The 18,209-nt window shown below is 37.6% G+C and carries 12 protein-coding genes; 5 read left to right on the forward strand and 7 right to left on the reverse strand.

All coding sequences use genetic code 11. The annotated features are described in order from the left end of the window. Both ACFO3O_RS14820 and ACFO3O_RS14825 read left to right on the forward strand, forming a co-directional pair. Positions 1 to 948 carry a hypothetical protein gene (locus ACFO3O_RS14820; protein WP_379980160.1) on the forward strand — a complete coding sequence of 316 codons (948 nt, stop codon included), beginning with the start codon at positions 1 to 3 and terminating at the stop codon, positions 946 to 948. Positions 949 to 950: 2 nt separating this feature from the next. Beyond that, entirely contained in the window at positions 951 to 1,376 is a 426-nt protein-coding gene (locus ACFO3O_RS14825) for a hypothetical protein (RefSeq protein WP_379980162.1), read from the forward strand. A gap of 83 nt (positions 1,377 to 1,459) precedes the next feature. Here ACFO3O_RS14825 and ACFO3O_RS14830 read toward each other — a convergent pair whose 3' ends face one another. The 3 genes from ACFO3O_RS14830 to ACFO3O_RS14840 form a co-directional block, all read right to left on the reverse strand. Continuing rightward, entirely contained in the window at positions 1,460 to 2,494 is a 1,035-nt protein-coding gene (locus tag ACFO3O_RS14830; RefSeq protein WP_379980164.1) for an aldo/keto reductase, read from the reverse strand. A 116-nt stretch (positions 2,495 to 2,610) separates the two neighbouring features. After that, the gene (locus tag ACFO3O_RS14835; protein ID WP_379980166.1) at positions 2,611 to 3,594 is read right to left on the reverse strand and encodes an OmpA family protein; all 984 of its coding nucleotides are present in this window, start codon (positions 3,592 to 3,594) and stop codon (positions 2,611 to 2,613) included. A 46-nt stretch (positions 3,595 to 3,640) separates the two neighbouring features. Further along, positions 3,641 to 4,405 (reverse strand): exodeoxyribonuclease III, encoded by a 765-nt coding sequence (locus ACFO3O_RS14840; RefSeq protein WP_379980168.1) that lies wholly within the window; start codon positions 4,403 to 4,405, stop codon positions 3,641 to 3,643. A 171-nt stretch (positions 4,406 to 4,576) separates the two neighbouring features. Here ACFO3O_RS14840 and ACFO3O_RS14845 point away from each other — a divergent pair, with 171 nt between their 5' ends. Next, entirely contained in the window at positions 4,577 to 8,014 is a 3,438-nt protein-coding gene (locus ACFO3O_RS14845) for a hypothetical protein (RefSeq protein WP_379980170.1), read from the forward strand. 48 nt (positions 8,015 to 8,062) lie between these two features. Continuing rightward, positions 8,063 to 8,413, forward strand: a complete 351-nt coding sequence (locus ACFO3O_RS14850) for a hypothetical protein (RefSeq protein WP_379980172.1) — start codon at positions 8,063 to 8,065, stop codon at positions 8,411 to 8,413. A 383-nt stretch (positions 8,414 to 8,796) separates the two neighbouring features. Here ACFO3O_RS14850 and ACFO3O_RS14855 read toward each other — a convergent pair whose 3' ends face one another. The 4 genes from ACFO3O_RS14855 to ACFO3O_RS14870 form a co-directional block, all read right to left on the reverse strand. Continuing rightward, positions 8,797 to 11,739 (reverse strand): GEVED domain-containing protein, encoded by a 2,943-nt coding sequence (locus ACFO3O_RS14855; protein ID WP_379980174.1) that lies wholly within the window; start codon positions 11,737 to 11,739, stop codon positions 8,797 to 8,799. 184 nt (positions 11,740 to 11,923) lie between these two features. After that, complete coding sequence (locus tag ACFO3O_RS14860; RefSeq protein ID WP_379980176.1) at positions 11,924 to 14,578, reverse strand: GEVED domain-containing protein; 2,655 nt, start codon at positions 14,576 to 14,578, stop codon at positions 11,924 to 11,926. 141 nt (positions 14,579 to 14,719) lie between these two features. Continuing rightward, complete coding sequence (locus ACFO3O_RS14865) at positions 14,720 to 16,258, reverse strand: glycine--tRNA ligase (RefSeq protein WP_379980299.1); 1,539 nt, start codon at positions 16,256 to 16,258, stop codon at positions 14,720 to 14,722. Positions 16,259 to 16,418: 160 nt separating this feature from the next. After that, positions 16,419 to 17,300 (reverse strand): coiled-coil domain-containing protein, encoded by an 882-nt coding sequence (locus ACFO3O_RS14870; RefSeq protein WP_379980178.1) that lies wholly within the window; start codon positions 17,298 to 17,300, stop codon positions 16,419 to 16,421. A 54-nt stretch (positions 17,301 to 17,354) separates the two neighbouring features. Between ACFO3O_RS14870 and ACFO3O_RS14875 the strand changes: the two genes are divergently transcribed. After that, a complete protein-coding gene (locus ACFO3O_RS14875) occupies positions 17,355 to 18,035 on the forward strand; it encodes a ComF family protein (RefSeq protein WP_379980180.1) in 681 nt (226 codons plus the stop codon). The last annotated feature ends 174 nt before the right edge of the window (positions 18,036 to 18,209 follow it).

An 18,209-nucleotide genomic window follows, 5' to 3' on the forward strand; every position in this document is an offset into this window, starting at 1 on the left:
ATGAAGACTCATTTCATTTTTTATACGCTTTCGCGAAAGCTAACACTGGCATTCACACTACTGGTATTTATCTGTTATCAAAGTCAGGCGCAAACCCCAGATTGGGAGGTTAATGAAAACGATTTTGAATTTACCATGACTTTTGTCTCTTTTCTAACCATAGATGGAGACAGACTTCAAAACGAAAATGACCTTATAGGCGCTTTTGTTGGGAATGAAAACAGAGGTGTCACCAACCTTACCTACGTCGAAAATGAAGATGCCTACTATGCATTTCTTACGGTACACGCAAACGAAGGTGGAGAACCTATTACATTTAGAATCTACGATTCCGTAAATAACGAAATTCGAGAGGTACAAACAACACTCGACTTTGAGATTAATGCCCATTTTGGGAATTTATTTCAGGCCTATAGCTTTGCAGACCCTATACTTTCTTCTGAAGCTACTATCATTAATTTCTCTTTTCAAAATACACCTATCATCGAAACCATTATTGGAGATGGAGAAATTACAATAACAGTTGATCAATCCGAAGATACTACTGGAATGACGCCTGTATTTACCCTAAGTAATGGAGCTTCCCTTTTTGAAAATGGGACTGAGTATAGTTCTGGAGAAGAAAGTTTTGATTTTTCAACACCTGTAGTATTTCAGGTACGGTCAGCAGATCAAACCGTTCTCAGACCTTGGACAGTGACAGTCAATCAAATAGATAGTGATATTATTTATAGAAAAAAAGATGCCGTATGCTATGAACCAGGCGCCATACGCGTCAATATTACGACAGCAAATAATGATATTTTATTATTTCAAGAGGGTATTTTACAAGAGACCTTAACCGTAATAGACGGAGAAGTTACTTTTGAAAATTTAGACGCTGGTGTTTATGAAGTGCACATAGGAACCATTACAAAAGAAATCACAATCAACTTAAGAACAGAATAGCTATGAAAAACATAAAATACACCCTTAGCTTTGTATTCCTATTACTATGTATCATCGCATGTTCCAATGATGATGATACTGCGCCTGTAATCCAAATGGAAGAGGAAGAAGTCGTTAATTTTGTAGTAAATAGCATCCGTTTTTTAGACCAAGATGCGAATGTTCTTTCTAGTTCTAGCTGTATTGATCCTTCACTAGAGTATTTTGTACAAATAACAGTTGCAAATAATTCAGACCCAAATGTAGTTCCTACCCGTGTTGACTATACGTTTAATGGAGCATTATCTAGTGTTACATTTACCAATAGTAATCCTATACAAACTCCTGTCACCTTAAGAGAAGGCGTCAACAATGTACAACTACTATCTAATGGACAAACGACAAATATCTTTTTAGTACTTCCATCAGAATTTGAAATCGTAGAATAAAACCATTCTATTTTAAACCAAAAGCCTGTACTAGAATAGCTAATACAGGCTTTTTTATGCTTTCGCGAAAGCGTATAAATCAATTAAGGCGCCGGATTAGGAATCGCGGCATGTACCTCTTCTATGGCTTTTAAGGCGTCATCAGATAATTCAACGTTGATACTGTCTATGTTTTCAGTAAGCTGTGCTATAGAGGTAGCTCCGATAATATTTGCCGTTACAAAAGGGCGTGTATTTACAAAAGCAAGTGCCATTTGTGTAAGACTCAAACCATGGGCATCTGCAATTGCTTTGTAACGCCTCGTAGCTTCAAATGAATTTTCATTATGATATCTACTATAATTTGGAAATAGCGTCACTCTCGCATTGGGTGGATATCCATCAAGATACTTGCCGGTTAACTGCCCAAAACCAAGAGGAGAGTACGGTAAATGTCCTACGTTTTCTCTATGCATGATTTCAGTAAGTCCTACTTCATCTTTTCTGTTTAATAAACTATATGGATTTTGAACGGTAATCATCTTGGGAGCACCTTTACGCGCTTCTTCTAGGTATCTTGACAATCCGTAAGGGGTTTCGTTAGAAAGTCCTACCTGTCTGATTTTTCCTGCTTTGACCAAACTATCTAAATCTTCTAGAATTTGTGCAAAATTATCTTTCCACTTCTCATTAGTATCATGGGTATATCCAAGTTGTCCAAAAAAATTCGTCGACCGTTCTGGCCAGTGTAATTGGTATAGATCAATATAATCTGTTCCTAATCTTTCTAAGCTTTTATGAACGGCATCTTCCAATTCATGTTTTGCAAATCCTCCTGTACGGATGTGCTTAGTAAAATCTGCAGGTCCTGCAATTTTTGAAGCGATCACTACTTGATCACGTTTGCCTGTTTTTTGTAACCAGCTTCCTATAATGCGTTCGGTACTTCCGTAGGTTTCTGCTCTTGCATTTGGAACGCTATACAGCTCGGCTGTGTCAATAAAATTAACACCTTGATCTATCGCATAATCCAATTGTGCGTGCCCTTCGGCTTCGGTATTTTGTTCTCCCCAAGTCATCGAGCCTAGGCAGATTTTTGAAACCTTAATGTCTGTATTTGGTAAGTGAGTATATTTCATTTTTAATGCCTGTAAAAAAGGAGTTTATTTTATACCCGTGAAGACGGGTATCTTATTATCTATTATACCCACACTTCGAGTATGCTCAACATAAACTCTGGAAGGTATCTTTTTACTTAATCTATATCCTGTAATAAAGCCGTTACTTCATCTAACTTAGGCGTAAGAATCACTTCGATGCGTCTGTTTTTGGCTTTGTTTTCAGCGGTATCGTTAGGCGCTACAGGAGCGTACTCGCCACGTCCTGCGGCAGTGAGATTTTTAGGATCTATTTGTTTGTTTTCTCTCAATATATTCACAATCGCCGTGGCTCTTTTTGCAGAGAGATCCCAGTTTCCTTTGAGGTTTCCACTCCCTGAATACGGTACATCATCTGTATGCCCTTCTATGAGTACAGCAATGTCTGGATTGTCTCCTAAGACATTACCTAGTTGTTGTACAGCAGTTCTTCCATTGGCACCTACCGTCCAGCTACCACTATCAAATAGTAACTTATTTTCTAGTGAGACATATACTTTCCCATCTCTCTGCTCTACTGTCAGTCCTTTGCCTTCAAAGTCGGTCAAAGCTTTAGAAATCGCTTCTTTTAAGTTACGGAGATTGGCATCTTTTGCAGCAATCACTGCTTCTAGCTCATCAATACGTTTGGATCTGTCGGCTAGGTCTTTTTGTAGTTTTTCTAATCGTTTGCGCTCTACTTCCAGGGCTTCTTTATTCGCAGCAAGCGCGGCTTGTTTTACCTCTAGCTCAGCAAGTAATTCCCTGTTCTTTTTTGAGTTTGCGGCGATACTCGCACTACTATTGGCTTCAAGGGCGTCATAAGAGGTTTGTAGGGCTGCCAACTGTGCTTTCGTACTTTCATAGTCAGTTTTGTATTTCGTCAATGAAGACTTTGTGGTATTCAACTCTTCGGTTGCTGCCTCATAATCTGCGGTCAGTTTGGCTACCTCTTTTTTCGCGGAAGCGAGATCACTAGAAAGCGTTCTATTTTCTTTACGAAGTCTTGCATATTTTGACTCAAGGTCTTCAAATACTTTTTTAGAAACACAAGAACTCAACGTAATTCCTGCTAAGCATAGGAGTAGGACTTTCTTCATCATGGGGTATTTCTTCATTTTTAGGTTATTGTATTGTGTGAATTTTAGATTAAGGGAGTGATAATTCAACCATATGCGGACAATGATCACTGTGCATCGCATCTTTTAAAATGATCGCTCTTGAAATGTTAGCTTCTAGTGGTTTACTTACCATGTTGTAATCAATACGCCATCCTTTATTATTGGCTCTCGCATTGGCTCTGTAACTCCACCAGGTATAATTATCTGGTTCTTTATTGAGGTGACGGAAAGAATCTATAAAGCCACTTTCCATAAAGTTTCCGATCCACTCTCTCTCTACAGGAAGAAAACCACTGGTATTTTTATTACGAATGGGGTCGTGAATATCAATCGCTTCGTGACAAATATTATAATCCCCTCCTATCACAAGGTTAGGATAGTCTTTTGTAAGATCGTTGATATAGGATTGAAATAAATCCATGTATTCTAATTTATGGTCTAATCGAGCGCTATTGGTTCCTGAAGGCAAGTACAAACTCATGACAGAAACGTCATCAAAATCTACTCGGAGATTACGCCCTTCAAAATCCATAGACTCAATGCCTGTACCGTATTCAATGTGATTGGGTTTTTGCTTGGTTAAAATCGCTACACCACTATAGCCTTTTTTTTGCGCACTAAACCAATAATGGTGATATCCTAATGCCTCAAAAGCAGCCACATCTACTTGATCTTGTGTCGCTTTCGTTTCTTGAAGAAGGACTACATCAGGATTTGTTGCTTGTAACCATGTGTCAAATCCTTTTTTTAGAGCGGCACGAATGCCATTTACATTGTAAGAAATAATTTTCATGTCTTGTAAAACTGTTAAGCCAAAAGTATGAATTAGAAAATCGAATACCTACTTTGGGAAAAATGCTAATTTATAAAAGTAGCGAGCATAAGAAGTTAAAAAGGCTATAAAGTTTACCTTTGATTTACAACAAACATAAAATATTTCTAGCACTAGCGAGTTCTAATAATCATGCGTAACCTTTACCTTTTGTTGTTTTTCTTTTGCTCAGCTACACTAGTAGCACAGGAGGTACGCACCAAAAGAATCGCTTTACGAGATACCATACAGTTAGATTCTGTAAGTATCAATCCTTCTTTATTCAACATTACCACAAAAGAAGGAAGAAAGCTAGACAGCACAGCCTATACAATAGACTTTGCGCGTAGTTTGCTTTCGCTTAAAGCGAAAGAAGCCATCCCCACAGACACCTTGGTCATCACATACCGAGTCTACCCTACATTCTTAACACGTAAATACGTTCAGTTTGACCCAAAACGGATTGTGACCAATGCTGGAAATCTGGATCGACTGACGCGTTTACGAAATCAGAAAAAAAGACGGCCATTTACGCCTTTTAATGGCTTAAACACTAGCGGAAGTATTGTGCGAGGCGTGACTGTTGGGAATAATCAAAATAGCACCGTAAATTCTGAATTAGATTTGCAACTCAGTGGAAAGCTGAGTGATAAGGTCACCTTACGAGCGTCTATCCAAGATGCCAATATCCCAAGTCAGGAGGGGGGTTTTTCTCAAAACTTAGATGAATTTGATCAGATTTTTATAGAACTCTTTAGCGATACTTGGAATATCCGAGCAGGAGATATCAACTTGCAAGACACCGAGTCCTATTACGGCAGATTTACCAAAAAAATACAGGGATTATCGCTGCAAGCAGACATTAACCACGATGAGGATGCTACAACCAATCTTTTTGCTACAGGTGCCTTGGTGCGTGGTGTATTTAATACGAGTGTATTTACAGGCCAAGAAGGAAATCAAGGGCCGTACAAACTCACAGGTCCTAACGGAGAACTTTTTGTATTGATTGTTTCGGGAAGTGAAGCCGTGTATGTCAACGGGATTCTGTTAGAACGTGGTGAAGCAAAAGATTACATCATTGATTACAACGCGGGAGAGATTCGTTTTAATGCGACTTTTCCTATTACAAGTGAAATGCGTATTACAGTAGATTATCAATTTAGCGAGCGTAATTTTACGCGTTTTGTGGCGTATGGCGGAGGAGGCTTTCGCGAAAGCGATTCCTTCAAAATTTCGGCACAAGTATATTCAGAATCTGATGCTAAAAGTCAGCCGCTACAGCAAACCTTGACCGAAGATCAGGTGGCGGTTTTAGGAGATGCTGGTGATGACCCTACCCAAATGGTCGCGCCCAGTGCCGTACCAGATACGTTTAGTGAAAACAAAGTATTATACCGACAGATTACCGTGGGTGGCGTCCAAGTTTTTGAATTTAGTAATGACCCCGAAGAGACGTTATTTAATGTACGTTTTAGCAACGTAGGTCCAAATCAGGGAGATTATATTCTAAGCACCACCAATACTTTGCGGCGTACTTTTGAATATATAGCACCCATCAATGGCGTGAAACAAGGATCATTTGCGCCTCAAATTAGACTTTTTGCCCCTACCCTTTTGCAACTTGCCATCGTGAATGGTGCCTATACTCCTTCTGAAAAAACAACGATTGCTTTTGAAGCTGCGGGTAGTAAAAATGATCTTAACTTGTTTTCTAGTATAGATGATGATGATAACAATGCCTTTGCAACCCACCTAGATGTCAAACAACAAGTTTTTAAAAAAGATAGTACCAGCACCCTTGAGGCTTTTGGGAAATGGGATTATGTACAACAAAATTTCACCAATGTAGAAGGATTGTATAACGTGGAATTTAATCGTGATTGGAATATAGACACAGGTCTTCAAAATACCAATGGCAACGGACTCATTTTAGTAGGGAATCAAAGTTTTTTAACCACAGGGTTACAGTATCAAAATCGAAAGTTTGGATCTGTACTATATTCTTTTGAAAACTTAGATTTCAATGCTTCGTATTCTGGAACGAGACATTCATTAGCGAGTACCATTCAGTCAAAAAGAATCCAGGGGGCTGTTAATGCAAGTGTGCTCAACACCAATGATCTGAATGTAACTTCTAACTTTTCAAAATTGTATAGCAGTGCGATATATGATCTTAAAAAAGCCTGGGTAGGGGGTAAATTTTACACAGAGGATAATATTCGGGTCACCAAAGCAAATGACTCTATCACCCCCGATAGTCAACGTTTTCAACTATATGAAGGGTTTGTAGGTGTGGGCGACAGTACCAATGTGTACGTAGAAGCTGGGTATCGCTATCGTGTGAATGACAGTTTACGTGCCAATAGGATCCGCCGTGTCAACACTTCAAACACTTACTTTTTGAAATCTCAATTACTAAAAAATAAAAAAACCAATCTTTCTATTTTTGTCAATTACAGAACCTTATTTTTTGAAGATCCTGCTATAGAAGCTCAAAATTCCTTGAACTCTCGATTATTGTACGATCAGCGTTTTGCAAAAGATATCATTAGGCTCAATACGGTTTTTGAAACTAATAGTGGAACACAACCACAGCAAGAATTTACCTTTGTGGCAGTAGATGAAGGCCAAGGAACCCACACATGGAATGATTATAATAACGATGGGATTCAGCAGCTAGAGGAGTTTGAGATATCGCAATTTCAAGATGAAGCCGATTTTATACGTGTGCTACTGCCTAATCAAATATTCTTGCAGACCCATCAAAACAAGTTGAGTAGCCAACTCACTATAAATCCTCAACAGTGGAATGGCTTAAAGGGTCTCAAAAAGTTTCTGTCACGTTTTTACAACCAAACCAACTACAGTATAGACCGAAGGTCTTTGCGCCAAGGAGAACGCTTCACAATCAATCCTTTTACGGCAGATGAAAATGAGATAGGCTTAGGATTAAATTTCAGGAATGCGCTCACCTTTAATCGTGGAAAGCAAACTTATACCACCACTTACAGTTATCTCTCCAACAAATCAACCAATTTACTGTCAACAGGACTTCAGGATAATGAATTAGAAAGTCATCAAATCAATTTTTTACACAAGATAAAAGAGAGTTGGCTTTTCAATTTTAAGGGAGAAGTAGGGACTACAAAAAGTGTTGCCGAAAATTTTCCGTCTCGAAATTTTAGTATTGACAATGCGACCGTCAATCCTAAAATTTCTTACCTTTTCAGTAAGACGTCAAGACTCTCTTTATTTTATACGTATCAGGATAAGAAAAACACCAATCAGGGGTTGGAGGCATTACAGCAAAATAGTTTTGGCACCTCTTTTGCTATTGCAGATGGAGAAAAAGGATCCCTTTTAGGAGAATTTAATTATATAGACAATCAATTTAACGGCAGTGCCTTTAGCCCTGTCGCCTATCAAATACTAGAAGGATTACAACCAGGCACTAATTTTACTTGGAATGTGATTGCTCAAAAGCGATTGACTAAATTTTTAGATTTAAACATCTCCTATTTTGGTAGAAAAAGTGAAAATTCAAGAACCATCCACACTGGAAATATTCAATTAAAAGCATTATTCTAAAATTTTCACGACCTTTCATTGATTTAAGAACCTAACCACAAAACTACGATGATGAAAACAAGATTACTATTATTAGGAACAGCAGTATTAGTATGCATTGCTTCCTGCAAAAACACAAAAGAAGTGGCAAAAGATAACACAGAAGAAAAAGTTACCGAAAAAGCGTTTGATCCTACTGGATATACAAGTGGTACTATTGTTTATTCTGATAAAGAGGGTGATTGTGAATATACAATCAAATTAAAAGATGGATTGTATTACGACCCTATCAACTTGGAGGATAGTTATAAAAAAGATGGAATGGTCGTATATTTCAAATTTAGAGGATTGCGTATGATGAATCGTTGTAATAAAGCCAATCCTGTATCTATCGATGAGATGGTAAAAGCAAAAGAGTAATCTTTTAGCAGATTATAATACCATTTACCAATTGAATTTACTGTAATAAAACACCCTTTTTTCCTTTCTATTTCACAAGAAAAAAGAAACCGTAGCTTAGGCTATGCTTTAGTTTTCTTTCTCATATAAAGAAAAAAAATCATCGTTTTCTTTTCCAGTAAATTCAATTAATAACTGGTATAATTTGAAGGGGTGTTCCATAATAGAGCGACCCCTTTTTTATACGCTTTCGCGAAAGCGTATAATCAACCCACATATACTAAAAGAGTTATTAGGATCTAAAACTAAAATACATTTCATAAGGTCTGATCACCTTAAAAAGGTGTAAATTAAAAAGGAGGTAAATGTGAATTTACCCCCTTTTTCTATGGTTTTAAAAACAATTATTCTACAATAATTCTTCTTACTTTATTTAAATCGGCAGTACCTACTTTCACAAAATAAACACCACTAGATACGTAGGACATATCTATGATTTTTGTGTATCCAGCACCATTATTATCGACAGTGTAATATGCCAATGTCTGACCTAAGGTGTTATAAACAGTGATAGGAAGTTTTTGTGAGAAACTTGAAGTATCATTAAAAATAACTTCAAATTGATCATTTCCTAGAGAATGTACTTGTAAGTCGGTTGCAGCAAACAACTCGTCTGCTGTTCCTAATGTACCGCTAATATTAGCGGTGTAATCATTTGTTCTACCGAACTGTAAATCATCACAAGGATCCAATACATCTCCACCCGTACTTTCATCTTCTCCTCTTAGTCTCATTCTGTGCATTCCAGGAGTAACATCTGCAACAACTGTAGAGAAATCTACTGTAAATGCAAAATCAGCATTTGCTTGTGCTACAAATTCGTTCGCTATCAACTCGTCTGCTTCAAACGTGTTATTGTCATTAAAGTCAATCCAAAGAGCAAATACAGAATCTGCAAATCCCATCTGTAAAACGCCTTCAAAAGGATTTTCATCAAGCACAAAATTAAATACCGTATCTGTATCATCTGTGTATCCAGATGCAGAGCAGTTTACTGAAATATCTTGATCTGCTAGTGCAATTTGAGTAACTCCATCGTCAAACCCGGCGCAGTTAGATTCAGGCTCACAGATAGCATTTGTTACTGTAGCTGTTGTGTCATCATTTGTCTCATCAGAATCTCCTGCAAGTTCTGTTCCTGCAACAAATACATAGTCTCCTAAAGCAGAAAGGTCTTCTGTTGCTGTAAATGTATAGGTATCTGTTGCTCCAAATGCAATAGACCCTGTATAGGTTTCTTGTACAGGCGCGCCTCCATTTAATGTATAAAATACAGGAATAGATGTTTGTGTTGCCGTACCAAAGTTTTCAATTTCAATCGTGACTTGTGATGCATCAGAAATAGGTGCTGTGACATTAGTTGCTCCTACATCATCAGGATTAAGGTGTGTAACCTCTCTAGTAGTGGCATCATTGTCTGCAAATTCATCGGCAGCAAAAACAGTAGAAGCTGTTATACTATAGGTTTGACCCACCGTAGAAAAATCTCCTTGTGTTGTAAATGTAAATTCTGCACTTGTTGCACTTGCTATAGTTCCAGCAAATGACTCAGTGACAAGTGCTCCGCCATCTATAGCGTAGGTTACGTCAAATCCTGTAACATCATTCAATCCAAAGTTAAATATAGTGACGGTGACATCTTGTGGTGCAGCTAAATCTCCATTTACGGGAGCATCAATACTTACCACACCTAAATCATTATCAAAATCTGATTGTATTTGAAATTTTGCAACGTGATTGGTGTTTGCATATTCAGTGATAAACCAAAATTCTTTATCGTTATTTGGATCAACATCTAGCTTTGCATAATCTCCAAAACGAAGTCCTGCAATATTTTGAGTTCCGATGGCAATTTCAACTTCATCAATACTCATAACCCCTGGGTCATCACTAGCAAAACGTCCTGTATAAAAAGCTCCTACTCTATTATCTAATGGATTGGGAGTTGTAGGCCCAGCCATAGAGGAATATCCCATCCCTATGTTTCCTTGATTGTCCATCGCCATACTTCCCATCCAAGCGTGTTTCCCATCAGGAGCATTATAAGTACCCTCTTGAAAAAGCGACCAAGGCATTCCATCTGCAGATTGACGAAGTTCCACCCAACGAATTCCTGCAAGCTCACCTGCTGTTGCATCTGTATCTACTACAAAATTGAATATAATAGAATTATGAGTAGCAAATTTTCTAAACTGCATTTGGTTCATAATCGTAGATTGAAGCGCATCAATAGCAATCCCTCCTCCTGGCTGTGTAAGGTTACTGAAACCTCCTCCATCAAAAACATTAATAAATGGTATCGCTGGGAATTCTTGGGGTACAGATACTCCAGAGTTTGCTGGATTATCAAAATCAACGTCAATCGTCCATAACCAATACTCATCTTCAGTAACTCCTTGGAATCCGTCATCTCGCATATACACAAGAGGAGCTCCTCCAGTAGTAGGTAAGTTATCATCTGTTACGTTGGCTACTTGAGCACTTGTAAACCCTCCATTTGGAGAAGAAATTCCATTCACTACAAAACCTTGGATACTTGCTGCTGGATCACCCGCTAGTGCTGCATCTCTATCAATAGCCCAAACATCATTAGGCCCATTATCTGTAATGTAATATCCATCTCTCCATACAGATAATTTGTTGTAGTCTGATACCTGTGGGAATGAGTATAGTGTCCAATTTGCTGTTGTTGGATCTGGTCCATCAGAAACAGCAAGTTCCATACCTGCACCTACAAATAAATAAGTAAGTACCCATCTATCTGCTGCATTATCATATGATGCTGTTAAGTCACAACATCCTCCATTTGAAAAAATATTATTCACATTTAAAGGTCCCGTGAGTGCATTTCCATCCTTATCATATATGATGAATCCAGTGTTAAAAACAATAACTACGTGATTAGGGCCTACTGCAAGTGCAGGGTCTGATGGAGAACCCACATTGTTATTTACAACAAAATCATTTTCTAGAGATCTTGTTAAATTAATTTTCTTATCTAATTTACCTGGATTACTTGAGAAGTAATCATTTTCAGTTTGAGGATCTTTTCCTGGAACTACATTTGACTTTACCCCTCTTACATATCTACCATCTTGAGGTTCTTGCCCATTCCAGTCTGGTGCGAGAGTTAATGATGATGTTCTAGAAGATAATGATGGCACTACGCGCATAGATGCCGCTTCTCCAACATAGTTTAAGCTACCTCCTTGGGTCTCTTGTTGAGCCATTGACTGAAAGCCAAAGGCTAACAGCACTAAAGCTGCTACTTTTAGTTTTTTAATCATGATTATAATTATTAATAGGATTTATATATGTTAAAAGTATCAAAAAAAAATCACATATATTAAGATTTCATCAATACATTAAGAAATTATACGTTTGATAGATATGCAAACAAGGTATTTAAAAGAAAAAGCCCCGTCTTTATTAAAGACAGGGCTTTTATATTTGTTTTATAAGTACTACTACTTATTTAACTATAATTTTTGCAGTTATTGGACTTCCTCCATCTATTGCATCAAACTGAACAATGTATACTCCTGCTGCAGCATAAGACATATCTAGACTATAATTGAACTGGTTCCCTTCTTTTGTAAGGTTATTATAAGCCAACCTTTGTCCCGCTAAGTTGAATACGCTAAATGCAGTTCTACCATTAAAAGGAGTGATTAAACTAATCTCAAACTGGTTGTTATCTGTAGTAGAAACTACTAAATCAGACCCTTCAAATACTTCTTCGGCAGTACTTAATGACTCATCGAAGAACGCAGTATAATCATTTGTTCTACCAAAAGCTAAGTCACCACATGGATCTAATACATCTCCAGCAGTACTTTCATCTTCACCTCTTACACGCATCGTGTGCTCTCCTGCTAATTCAGCTACTGTAAATGCTGATAAGTCTAAACTGAAAGCAAAATCAGAGTTTGCAGTAGCTACCTGCTCTGTTGCTACAACTTCACCTGCTTCAAAAATACCGTTATCGTTTACATCAATCCAGATTGCAAAAATAGAATCTGCAAATCCCATCTGTAAGACACCGTCTAAAGTATCAGGACCGTCAGGATCAAACGTAAATACGATATCACGATCATCACTGTATCCTGTAGGACCACAGTTTACAGCAATATCTTGATCTGCTAATTGTAATTGTGTAACACCATCATCAAATCCAGCACAGTCAGAAACTGGCTCACATAATTCAACAGAATTTGTAACCATTACTGTAGACGAATCATTATCTGTATTAGAATCTCCTGCAAGAAGTGTTGTTGCAACAATCTCATAGGTTTGACCATCTACACCAAGATCTGCAAGTGTAGCAAACGTGAATGATTCTGTAGTTCCTGCTGCGATTGTTCCAGAAAACATTTCGGCTGGAGCATCTGTACCGTCAATAGAATACTGAACCATAGGATCAGTAATATCATTATTTCCAAAGTTTCTTATAGAAATTGTAATAGGCTCGGCACTTGAAAGAACCCCGCCTGTTGGGCTATCAATACTTGAAACTCCAATGTCATCTGGCATTGGCTCTAATAATGTAAAGTTAGCTACTACATCGCGACGTGATGGCTCAAAATATTCTGCAATATGCCAGAAAGAATCATCTACTGGATCTATAGTAAGCTGTACATAATCTGCAAATCTATTTGATGGGTTTGCTGCTGTACTTTGAGCAATTAGTTGCTCAACAGAAGTCATTATGTTTAATGCATCATCACTTTGACGACCTGTGTAACGAATAGAAATTTGGTCTGTTGCAGATGATGAAGAATATGCCATAGCAATGTCTCCTTCTGTATTCATTACCATACTCGCTGAGTATGCATCTCTGCCATCTGGAGCTGTATATGTACCTTGCTGATGGATTACCCAATCTTCAGTATCATCTCCCGTTGGTTGTCTTAATTCATACCAACGAATTCCTGCTAATTCTCCTGTAGTTCCTAATGCATTCACTACGAAGTTAAGTACAACAGAGTTATGGGTACCGAATCTTCTATATTGTACTTGATTCATTACCGTTGCTTGTAATACGTCAAGATCTGGTCCTCCTGGTTGTGGTCTGTTTGAAAAGCTTCCCCCATCAAAAACAGAAACAAAAGGCTCTAAACCTTCAGCAGGTCCTATTTCTTGAGCAGTTGCTATAGAGTGATTAGCTGGGTTTGCCCAATCAATAGTAGCTTCCCAAATTTGTAAGTGATCAAATCCTGCTGGAACACCTCCCCATGCATCATCTTGTAAGTAGATGATTGGTGCTGGTGTACCCGCTGGTGGATGTTGGTCATCAGTGATATGAAATCCTTGTGGACTGTAAAAACCGTTGGTCGCAATTCCTGGTAATGGGAATCCAACAAACTGTGCTGGGTTACCTTGTATCATTTCATTACGCTCTACAGCAAATACTCTCTCACTAGCGTTAATGTTTGCCGTTACAATGTACGAATCCCCCCATACAGAAAATTTTGTATAATCAGGGAAAGAACCTGTTCCAAAACCTGTTGTGTATACGTGCCAAGAAGAAGTCATTGCATCTGGTCCTGTAGAAACTGCTACGTTAAATCCGTTTGGATTGTTATCAAATTCTGTGATCACAAAACGTCCTTTTGGATTTCCTGCACCGTTATCTATCTCTGCATCAAAAAAGATGATTGGATCACCAATATTATTTCCTGGAAAAATTGTTCCTAAAGCTAATTCTGCAGACTCAGGGTTTCCGTCTTTGTCAAAGATTCTAAAAGCACTATTCCAAGCTGCCATGTACTGGTTTACACCCGCTGCTCCAGTTGGATCAGATGGTGTTGCTTGAGAAATATCTGCTACAAACACAAGATCAGGTGATCTCATTGGTCTTTGCTCTACATTACGTTGTTGATCTAATAAAGGATCTACTCCTTTTGGAAATCCTTTCCCAGGGATAACAGTACTACTTGCTTTTCCTTTTGCGTGTCCAAGCTTAGGTGTATTATCCGCATATTTTACAGTACCATTTTTAATTTGATCTGCAATACTAGGAACTAGTATAGGATCTGCCATAGTACCCATTCTTGTGGGTTGTAATGTTTCTTGAGCAGTTGCATTAAAGCCAAAGGCCATTAATACGACTACCACTAATTTCATGAAGTTATTCATTGTGTGTAGTTTTTAGTCTAATTAGTATAAAGTTTTTGTTAAAAAGTTCATAAATTTACTTAAATTCTTTTTAAAACCAACTAGAAAGGACACACAAATCCCCACTTTAACTATGTACGCATAGCAATTTTAAAAGGAAATCCAATTCTTAAAACTTACTTGCTCATCAATAATACCTTTAATGTCTTTGATCGCTATTCTCTCCTGTTTCATAGAATCACGGTGACGTATAGTGACTGTTTGATCGTTAAGCGTATCATGATCTACCGTGATACAAAATGGAGTTCCAGCAGCATCTTGACGTCGATAACGGCGTCCTATGGCATCTTTCTCATCATAAATTACATTAAAATCAAACTTTAAATCATCTACAATTTGTTGCGCAACTTCTGGCAATCCATCTTTTTTAACAAGTGGTAAGATAGCCGCTTTCACAGGTGCTAAGATAGATGGCAACTTTAATACCACCCTAGACGTACCATCTCCTAAATCTTCCTCTTGAAGCGACTTAGAAAATACCGCTAAGAACATACGATCTAAACCAATAGAAGTCTCTACCACATAAGGCACGTAGCTTTCATTTAATTCTGGATCAAAAAATTGTAATTTCTTTCCAGAAAATTCTTCGTGCGCTTTCAAGTCAAAATCAGTACGAGAATGAATCCCTTCCAATTCTTTGAAGCCAAATGGGAAGTTAAACTCAATATCTGCTGCTGCATTGGCATAATGCGCTAACTTTTCATGATCATGAAAACGATAATTCTCTTCTCCTAGACCTAGAGATTTATGCCAATTCAGACGTGTTTCTTTCCAGTATTCATACCATTTCATCTCCTCACCAGGACGCACAAAAAATTGCATTTCCATTTGTTCAAATTCTCGCATACGGAAGATAAACTGTCTTGCTACAATTTCATTTCTAAATGCCTTTCCAGTCTGGGCAATTCCGAACGGAATTTTCATTCTTCCTGTTTTTTGAACATTCAAAAAGTTTACAAAAATACCCTGTGCCGTTTCTGGACGTAAATACAAATCGGTAGCGGTTTCTGCTGAGGCGCCTAGCTTGGTTCCAAACATGAGGTTAAACTGACGTACATCTGTCCAATTTTTTGAACCTGATTCTGGACACCCAATTTCTAACTCCTCAATAAGGGCTTTGACACCTTTAAGATCTTCGGCATCTAGCAATCTTGCGAGTCTAGCCGTGGCATCTTTTTGTTTCTCGCGATATCCCATCACTCGAGGATTAGTGGCCTCGTATTGATCTCTATCAAAGCTCTCTCCAAAACGCTTGGCTGCTTTGGTGATTTCTTTTTCAGCCTTGATATTTAATTTTTCAGCATAGTCTTCTACTAGCACATCTGCTCTATATCGCTTTTTTGAATCTTTATTATCAATAAGCGGATCACTAAAGGCATCTACGTGTCCAGACGCTTTCCAAGTAGTAGGATGCATAAATATTGCGGCATCTAGTCCTACAATATTTTGATGCATATTCACCATACTTTTCCACCAGTATTCGCGTATATTTTTTTTGAGTTCTACCCCATTTTGACCATAATCATATACTGCGCTTAATCCATCATAAATTTCACTGCTTCCAAAAATATATCCATATTCTTTTGCGTGAGAGATTACCTTTTTGAATTGATCTTCTTGATTGGCCATAATCTGTTTGTATTTCTTTATGCTGTTGCTAAATTGTTTTCTTTTTTTATACGCTTTCGCGAAAGCGTACTCCACCATAAAAGCGATTACCTGAGTAACTACTTTTTATGAAGACCGCAAAAATAGGGATACCGCTTAATTTGAAGAAATGGAAGCGATGTTATTTTAACTCAAGAGATGAAGTTAGCAAAAGTCTATCCTCATGAAATACATTAACCGTGTACGTATCTTCTTTAAGAGTTTGTACTGGCAGTACGAGTTCGCAAGCATTAAAGGGTTTATTGATGTAAGCGATTGTATTGCGTACGTTAAAACGCATGACTTTCCCGTTAGAGAGTTTTTCATCCCTTGGAATACCTATTAAATCACCATTACTATTAAGTACCTGCACAAAGAAATTAAGGTCACCTGCCTTTGCTAATTTATTTTCATTTACTTCATAACAAATGCGTATCATATCTGCTCTTTTTGCATTTGATGTATTTATGAATTTACCACTATTACGCTGTATGACACCTCTTGCGATCAGATTGCTAGCCGTAATTTGAGCCCCTAAATTTATTTTTTTCGCGAGTGCTTTGTTACTGATTTCCAGTGAGTTTTGGGCTTTTGTTGCTTTTTCTAACTTATCTTGTGTGTCTGCTTGAAGTTTTGCGAGGCGCTCTGTCTCACTGATTAGGCTATCATTTTGCTTAAACAACAACTCTCTCTCACGACGTATTTTAGTGAGTTCTATTCTGTAAGCTCTCACAATAGATTGTGTTATTTCATTACTGTCTAAACGTTTTTGTAATGCTTCTAAATGTTCTTTTGCCGTTGAAAGCTCCTCTGCTAATATGTTTTTTTCGATTAATACGTCGTTATACCTTTTTATTTCCTCTTGAAGTTCTTGAGTAATAAGTGATTTTTCTTCTTTAAGTCGTGCTTCATTTTCTTGCACCTCTCCATAGAATTTTATGGTATAAGCCCCTAAGCCTATAACAACTATACAAAGAAGTATGGTAAGGAATAGAAGTGTGTTTTTAGTACTTTTAGTACCCATAGGTGTTCTATATTCTTTGAAAAGGGGTTAAATTAGAAAAAAAATAACAAATGCATGTTGCAATCACTACGCTATTTTTTATTTCCAAAGGCTTGTCACGGGTGTTCTGAAAGCCTACAGGCGTCAGAATATATGGTTTGTACACGTTGCAGGCATCATTTACCACTCACTCAATCTCACTTGTATAACGATAAGCTTATTCAAAAAGTATTTTATGGCCGTATTATGCTGGAGCAAGGCACGGCATTGTTCTATTTTGAGAAGAAAGGACCTGTTCAAACACTATTACATAACCTCAAATACAGAGGGCATGAAGAAATAAGTAGTTTTTTAGGCGATTGGCTAGGTCAAGAACTAAGTCAGTTACCTGGTTATAAAGAAATAGATGTAGTCATTCCAGTACCCATACATCCAAAAAAAAGAAAAAAACGAGGCTATAATCAAGTAACAGGATTTGCGATAGCACTCTCAAAACATTTGGAGGCGACTCACGTAAATACCGTTTTGGTTAAATCAAAAAACACAAAAACACAAGTTTTTAAAGGTCGTTTTTCTAGAAGTGATGAAGTATTAGATGCCTTTTCCATCACAGAAAATCAAACGCTTGCTGGAAAACATATTTTACTTGTAGACGATATTCTCACGACGGGAGCGACACTAGAAGCTTGTGCTTTACAATTGCTTAAAATCCCTAACATAAAGTTAAGTATTGCAACCATGGCAATAGCGCAATAAAAAATGAAATATGGAGTTCAAATAAGAGTAAAAAAGTCCGCTGAAAAGCGGGATTAGCCTGCCTGCCGGCATAGGCAGGTTCAACTTGCAATGCTATGTGCGTCTTACAGACTTCTCAACTTTGTGTTTCGCTACTAAGTATTTCGTTTGACTAAAAATTAGTTGTTTCTTTGC

This window comes from Dokdonia ponticola, from assembly GCF_042653865.1.
Classification (GTDB): domain Bacteria; phylum Bacteroidota; class Bacteroidia; order Flavobacteriales; family Flavobacteriaceae; genus Dokdonia; species Dokdonia ponticola.

What these genes read in the sequence shown, in the direction of transcription:
- ACFO3O_RS14875 (WP_379980180.1), top strand. Translation starts at nt 17,355, where the DNA reads ATGTTGCAATCACTACGCTATTTTTTATTTCCAAAGGCTTGTCACGGG.
- ACFO3O_RS14830 (WP_379980164.1), bottom strand. Translation starts at nt 2,494, where the DNA reads ATGAAATATACTCACTTACCAAATACAGACATTAAGGTTTCAAAAATC.
- ACFO3O_RS14850 (WP_379980172.1), top strand. Translation starts at nt 8,063, where the DNA reads ATGATGAAAACAAGATTACTATTATTAGGAACAGCAGTATTAGTATGC.
- ACFO3O_RS14870 (WP_379980178.1), bottom strand. Translation starts at nt 17,300, where the DNA reads ATGGGTACTAAAAGTACTAAAAACACACTTCTATTCCTTACCATACTT.
- ACFO3O_RS14840 (WP_379980168.1), bottom strand. Translation starts at nt 4,405, where the DNA reads ATGAAAATTATTTCTTACAATGTAAATGGCATTCGTGCCGCTCTAAAA.
- ACFO3O_RS14845 (WP_379980170.1), top strand. Translation starts at nt 4,577, where the DNA reads ATGCGTAACCTTTACCTTTTGTTGTTTTTCTTTTGCTCAGCTACACTA.
- ACFO3O_RS14825 (WP_379980162.1), top strand. Translation starts at nt 951, where the DNA reads ATGAAAAACATAAAATACACCCTTAGCTTTGTATTCCTATTACTATGT.
- ACFO3O_RS14820 (WP_379980160.1), top strand. Translation starts at nt 1, where the DNA reads ATGAAGACTCATTTCATTTTTTATACGCTTTCGCGAAAGCTAACACTG.
- ACFO3O_RS14835 (WP_379980166.1), bottom strand. Translation starts at nt 3,594, where the DNA reads ATGATGAAGAAAGTCCTACTCCTATGCTTAGCAGGAATTACGTTGAGT.
- ACFO3O_RS14855 (WP_379980174.1), bottom strand. Translation starts at nt 11,739, where the DNA reads ATGATTAAAAAACTAAAAGTAGCAGCTTTAGTGCTGTTAGCCTTTGGC.
- ACFO3O_RS14860 (WP_379980176.1), bottom strand. Translation starts at nt 14,578, where the DNA reads ATGAAATTAGTGGTAGTCGTATTAATGGCCTTTGGCTTTAATGCAACT.
- ACFO3O_RS14865 (WP_379980299.1), bottom strand. Translation starts at nt 16,258, where the DNA reads ATGGCCAATCAAGAAGATCAATTCAAAAAGGTAATCTCTCACGCAAAA.